Here is an 894-nt window from a genome sequence, read left to right on the forward strand (position 1 = left end):
CTGCCGGCCACCTGCGGGTTGTCGTCGATGGCGCCGCGGTAGCGGATGGCGAAACTGCCGCCCGCGGGCTCCAGCACCACGGCTTCGGCGGTTTTGGTCACGCCCAGCAGGCCGGCTACTTGCTGGCTGGCATCGGTGAGGGTAGGCAGCTCAACTTCGCCGGGCGCGGCGGTGCCGGGCGCATCGAGGTTGATGGGTACGTTAATAAAAAGGAACTGCACGCCCCGGCCCCGGTATGCGCTGCTCAGCGAAGCCAGCCGCTCCTGGTAGAGGCGCGAAAACGCGCAGGCTGGGTTCAGAAACACCACTACTACGGCCTTGTCCTTGGCATAGCTTTTCAGGGCTACGTCGGCGTTGGCGGCGGTTTTCAGGGTGAAATCGGACACAGTGCCGCCGCCCTGGGCGCGTGCCACGCCCACGGCGAGCGTAGCGGCCAGCAGGGCCACAGCGGTTAAAATAGACAGACGACGGAAAGACATGGCGGTAAGGTAAGAAAAAACGGCGCGGCCCCACGGCCCGCGGCTACCCGGCCGGTTCGTGGCAGTACGTGAGCACGTAGCCGGGCGCGGGTTGGGTATAGCAAATGCGGTGCCGCGTCCGGACCCCGTCCAGCACTAACGTAGCCGGGATTTCGCCGGATGCTTCGGGGCTAAATTCGTGCAGCAGTAGCTGTTGGCGGAAGATGATGCCGCGCTGGGCGGCCAGTTTATAAAGCGCCTCTTTGGCGCTCCAGAGCAGGGTGTAATGGGTTTCGGGCACCGCATCGGCGGTGGCGGCGCGGGCGTGGGCCCATTCGTTTTCGGCCAGAAACTTTTGGGCCAGCCGCTGGGCCTTGCCGCGAACAAGCTCGATATCGACCCCCGCGCGGCCGCCCTGCGCCAGCACGGCCGCCGC

2 protein-coding genes are annotated in these 894 nt (G+C 66.0%); both read right to left on the reverse strand.

The window, feature by feature from the left end; genetic code table 11:
* The coding region (locus ACYVDE_RS24515; protein WP_460504134.1) for a redoxin domain-containing protein at positions 1 to 479 on the reverse strand (479 nt) is incomplete at its 3' end.
* A 43-nt stretch (positions 480 to 522) separates the two neighbouring features.
* Positions 523 to 894, reverse strand: a 372-nt coding sequence (locus tag ACYVDE_RS24520) for a 4'-phosphopantetheinyl transferase family protein (protein ID WP_460504135.1), incomplete at its 5' end; no start/stop codon positions are given.

The sequence above is a fragment of the Hymenobacter agri genome (assembly GCF_054778495.1).